The 4,266-nt window shown below is 63.4% G+C and carries 6 protein-coding genes; 2 read left to right on the top strand and 4 right to left on the bottom strand.

All coding sequences use genetic code 11. From position 1 onward, the window contains the following. The 4 genes from VDP82_RS14595 to VDP82_RS14580 form a co-directional block, all read right to left on the bottom strand. Positions 1-692, bottom strand: a 692-nt coding sequence (locus VDP82_RS14595) for a pilus assembly protein N-terminal domain-containing protein (protein ID WP_323015567.1), incomplete at its 3' end; no start/stop codon positions are given. A 13-nt stretch (positions 693-705) separates the two neighbouring features. Continuing rightward, positions 706-1,617 carry a Flp pilus assembly protein CpaB gene (cpaB, locus tag VDP82_RS14590; protein WP_323015566.1) on the bottom strand — a complete coding sequence of 304 codons (912 nt, stop codon included), beginning with the start codon at positions 1,615-1,617 and terminating at the stop codon, positions 706-708. A gap of 196 nt (positions 1,618-1,813) precedes the next feature. Beyond that, positions 1,814-2,326 (bottom strand): A24 family peptidase, encoded by a 513-nt coding sequence (locus tag VDP82_RS14585; RefSeq protein ID WP_323015565.1) that lies wholly within the window; start codon positions 2,324-2,326, stop codon positions 1,814-1,816. A gap of 127 nt (positions 2,327-2,453) precedes the next feature. Next, a complete protein-coding gene (locus tag VDP82_RS14580) occupies positions 2,454-2,636 on the bottom strand; it encodes a Flp family type IVb pilin (protein WP_323015564.1) in 183 nt (60 codons plus the stop codon). Positions 2,637-3,015: 379 nt separating this feature from the next. Here VDP82_RS14580 and VDP82_RS14575 point away from each other — a divergent pair, with 379 nt between their 5' ends. Further along, complete coding sequence (locus VDP82_RS14575; protein ID WP_323015563.1) at positions 3,016-3,471, top strand: pilus assembly protein N-terminal domain-containing protein; 456 nt, start codon at positions 3,016-3,018, stop codon at positions 3,469-3,471. An 81-nt stretch (positions 3,472-3,552) separates the two neighbouring features. After that, positions 3,553-4,173 carry an HAD family hydrolase gene (locus tag VDP82_RS14570; RefSeq protein WP_323015562.1) on the top strand — a complete coding sequence of 207 codons (621 nt, stop codon included), beginning with the start codon at positions 3,553-3,555 and terminating at the stop codon, positions 4,171-4,173. The last annotated feature ends 93 nt before the right edge of the window (positions 4,174-4,266 follow it).

The following is a 4,266-nucleotide window of genomic DNA, read 5'->3' as shown; positions in this document are numbered from 1 at the left end:
AGATTGGTCAGGCCGAAATTGAAGGCCGCGCCCAGATTGATGCCGAACTGCTTGGCGACGTCGCGCTTGACCTCGGACACGGTGACCTGGAGCATGACCTGCTGGGCGCCGGTGACGTCGATGATATTGGCGACGTTTTCGGGGCCGCCGGCAAACTGGGTGGCCACCAGCAGGGCACGGTCGCGGTCTTCGGCGGAGGGCACGCTGCCGGTGAGCACGACGCGATTGGTCGAGCCGCCCAAAGTGACCGATTCCACCCGGATGCTGGAGCCGGGAATGATGCGGTTGAGCGCGATCTGGAGGGCATTGCCGACCTGGGAGGGCTGCTCGATGACCTTGACGTCGAGCACGGCGATGGTGCGGCCGGCATCGTCGATGAAGAAGATGTTGGTATCGCCCCCGGTAATGCCCTGGATCAGCGCCCGCGAGCGCGAGCGCATGATGGCGGCGGCCACATTGGGCTGGGAGACGATGACCTCGGCGGCGCCCGCCGGCAGATCGAGCAGCATGGTCTTGTTGAGCTCAAGCTCGACCTTGCGCGTGACCCCATAGGCGGAAGAGGCGATGGTGATGTGGGTTTCCTGCGCCAGAACGGGCGGCACGGCCGCAAGGCCGAACAGGCCCACGGCCAGAAGCGGGGCAACCGAAAGGCAGAAGGCCCGGCGGCACAGCGTGGTGAACGGCTTGGTCATGATCTTCTCCACCCTACTGGGGCACCACCTGGGTCGGGACGGGCACCGCCGGCAGGGGCGCGGCCCCCGATTGACTGATATCGGCGGACGCCCCGCCGGGCTGGACCATGACGGCGGGCGCGCTGCCGGCCATCACCGACTGCTCGCGGCCAAAGCGGATGAGCCGCACGGTCTGGTTGGCATTGACCCGTTCGGCGGGCGTCGCCTTGTTGAAATCGGCCACCGAGCGCAGGGTCAGGCTGAGCTGGCCGGCGGTGGAGGCATTGATGAGCGTTTCGGCCTGGCCCGGATCGAGCTCGAGCGTGGCGATGGTGGCGCGATCGAACACCACGGGGGTGGGCGAGGCCTTGGCCGGGTCTTCCTGGCCGCCGCTGGCGCCCATTTCGCCCAGGCGCGTGCCAATGGCCAGCACCCGCACATTGGACAGGATCACCTCGGAATGCTGGCCATTGTCGGTCTGGGTGGTCAGCACCACATCGACCCGATCATTGGGAACGATGAAGCCGCCGGCGCCGGATTCGGCGGTGACGCCGACCGAGACGCCGCGCTTGCCCTCGGCCAGAACGGCCGACAGATAGCCCTGATCGGCGCGCACCAGCTTGGCCTCGCGGATGGGCTCGCCGGGGAAAAACTCGAACCGCGCCACGGCGCCGGTCAATTGCGCGGGCGCCTCGGGCATGGCGGCGCTGGTGACATATTCGGGGCGCAGCGCCCGTTCGGGCCAATCCTGCCAGGAGAGGGTTTCCGCGCTCAGCCGCTCGCCCATGCCGATGGGTACGCTGGCCACCAGCACCTGGGTCAGCGCCTCCTCGACCACCTGGGCCTGAACCGGCTGCGGAGCGGGGCGGCCGCGCGTGACCAGGAAGGCCGCAAGGCCACCGGCGACAAGCGCCACAAGCAACAGGATGATACGCGCCGGCTTCATCACACACTCCGGTTACAGGCGGGATACACGCCCAATTCGACCGAGTGCAGAGTGACGCCAAAGGGTCAAAGTTTGGTTAATCGCTGCTTTGCAGACGAGGTTAACAATTTGTGAATGTTTGGCATTTTGCGGCAAACAACAGTCGACGCCACTTCAAGGGGCCGCAATACTGTAAAATGATCGTCTCGATCCAGGCTCAGGCAATCCCGTAGAGGCGCAGGAAAAGCGGGGCGCCGGCAAAGGCCAGGAGCCCGGCAAGGGCCAGGGCGACGCCATAGGGCACGCCGGTCTTTTTGTCATGCAGACGCGCGATCCAGGCGTGGCGGGCGATGAAGGGGGTGAGCGGAAAGGCGCGGAAGCCGAGCAGCAGCAGGGTGAGCAGGCCGCCCAGCACGCCGGCATAGATGAGGTAGCGCAGCAGCACGCCATCGGACAGGCCGAGCCAGAGCGCGGTGGCCGCCGCCAGCTTGGCATCGCCCCCGCCGATCCAGCGCAGGGCGAAAAAGGCAAAGCCCGCCAACAGCACGAGCAGGCCCGCCAGCAGATGCAGCCCGAAATCGGCCAGGCTGAGATTGGCGGCGAGGGCCGCGAGGACGAAGCACAGGCCCAGCGCCAGCACCAGCGCATTGGAAATGCGCATGGTGAGCAGGTCGGAGGTGGCGGCCCAGGCCATGGCGATGGGAAAAGGCAGCAGGGCAAGCAGCGACATGGTCAATCTCCGAAGCCGCAAAGCAGCGGCCAGACACGGACCAAACTGAGGCTGCGCCGTTAAAAAAAAGCGAAGGGGAAGGCCGACGGCCTTCCCCTTGCGAAAATTAGAACGATCCAAGCCTGGCTTAATTCAGGCTCTTGGTCGCGTCGGTCAGCTCGTTGGAGATGCCGTTGAACAGGTTCCCCAGGCTGCCGCCCAGAGCGGTGGCGGCCAGAATGATACCGACGGAAATCAGAGCGGCGATCAGGCCGTATTCAATTGCGGTCGCGCCGGACTCGTCCTGCGCAAAACGTGCGAAGATGTTCATTTCCCAGACTCCATTTTACGCCATTTGATGACGCCATCGTTCGACACGTTACACATCGAACACTTGCGAAAACTAAGCCTCACCCGTTGAAATTCAGTTAATCGAGCCAAGGGGCAGGATCGTATTTCAACGAAATTTCTTATGATAATCAGATGGTTAACAGGGCATATTGCATTTTATCGACATGAGGGAAACCCCTTGGGAACTGCCACATTTGCGCAGCATTGTTGCTCCGTTAACTGTAAAACCCCACCCCAAGCCGCAATCAGGGTCAGCCACACCCCTTTTATACAGTATTGGTTAAGCATCCCCGTTTGCCAATTGTAAACCATTCGGGGAGAAAATGGGCTATCGCGTATCAGTATGCCGGATCGGTCCCATGCGTCTTTCCCTTGCCGCCGCCCTCGCCTTCAGCCTGTCGCTGGCCGCAAGCCTGGCGCCGATGCCGGCCCTGGCCAATGACGGCGCGGCCATCAATGTCAATGTGAACATGGCGCGCGTGCTGCGCATCAACGCCTCGGCGGCCACCGTCATCATCGGCAATCCCGGCATTGCCGACGTGACCATCCAGGATCCCCAGACGCTGGTGCTGACCGGCAAGAGCTTCGGGCAGACCAATCTGATCGTGCTGGACAGCAACGGCAACCCCATCGCCGACACCATGATCGAGGTGGTGCAGATGCAGGCCGGGGTGGTGACGGTCTATCAGGGGCAGGCGCGCACCAGCCTTGCCTGCGCGCCGGTGTGCCAATCCATGCTGATGATGGGCGACGACATGGACTATTCGGGCCGCGTGCTGGCCTCGTCCAAGCTGATGCAGCAGATGGTGGAATAGCGGGACTTTCCCGCCCGCTTGCACCCCAGGGCAGGCCATGCCACAAGCCGGGCGTTGTGTTTTCAGCCCGAGGTGCCCGCCATGACCGATACGCTTGTTCCCGTCTTCGATCTGGGGGGAGTGTTTGTCGACTGGAACCCGATGTATCTGTTCCGCAAGCTCTTCGAGACCGAAGAGGATGCGCTGTGGTTCCACCAGACCATCTGCACCAGCGACTGGAACCTGGAATTCGACGCCGGCGAGATCTATTCGGAGGGCGTGGCCAAGCTGGTGACACGCTTCCCGCGCTACTGGCGCGAGATCAAGGCCTTCGACGAGCGCTGGACGGAAACCTTCGGCCCCATGATCCAGGGCACGATCGACATCCATAACGAGCTGGTCGATCAGGACATCCCCACCTTCGCCATCACCAATTTCTCCTGGGAGAAGTGGATGACGCGGCTGGGCGAATGGCCGTTCCTGGAAAAATTCGACGGGGTGATCGTCTCGGGCCTGGAAGGGCTGGTCAAGCCCGATCCGCGTATCTATCGCGTCTTTTGCGAGCGCTACAGCCTCGCCCCGGATTCCTGCGTGTTCATCGACGACAGCGAGGCCAATATCGTGGCGGCGCGGCGCTTCGGCATGCATGGCATCCACTTCACCGACCCCAAGCTGCTGCGCGAGGAACTGATCGCGCTGGGCCTGCCGCTCAAGGCGAAGTAGGGGCTTATCCCCCGATCGTTCCACGAACACCGATGCTGCCCGCGGACCCCATCCGCGGGCTTGTTGCGGGTTGTGCCAGGCGGAGAGTGGCCC

This window comes from Devosia sp. (genome assembly GCF_034675085.1).
Lineage (GTDB): Bacteria > Pseudomonadota > Alphaproteobacteria > Rhizobiales > Devosiaceae > Devosia.
The sequence above is the reverse complement of the archived record's forward strand: the minus strand, read 5'-3'. Positions and strand labels throughout refer to the sequence as shown.

Bases quoted from the DNA above. Each gene is read 5' to 3' on its own strand.
- VDP82_RS14570 (WP_323015562.1), top strand. From the start codon at position 3,553: ATGACCGATACGCTTGTTCCCGTCTTCGATCTGGGGGGAGTGTTTGTC.
- cpaB (WP_323015566.1), bottom strand. From the start codon at position 1,617: ATGAAGCCGGCGCGTATCATCCTGTTGCTTGTGGCGCTTGTCGCCGGT.
- VDP82_RS14575 (WP_323015563.1), top strand. From the start codon at position 3,016: ATGCGTCTTTCCCTTGCCGCCGCCCTCGCCTTCAGCCTGTCGCTGGCC.
- VDP82_RS14585 (WP_323015565.1), bottom strand. From the start codon at position 2,326: ATGTCGCTGCTTGCCCTGCTGCCTTTTCCCATCGCCATGGCCTGGGCC.
- VDP82_RS14580 (WP_323015564.1), bottom strand. From the start codon at position 2,636: ATGAACATCTTCGCACGTTTTGCGCAGGACGAGTCCGGCGCGACCGCA.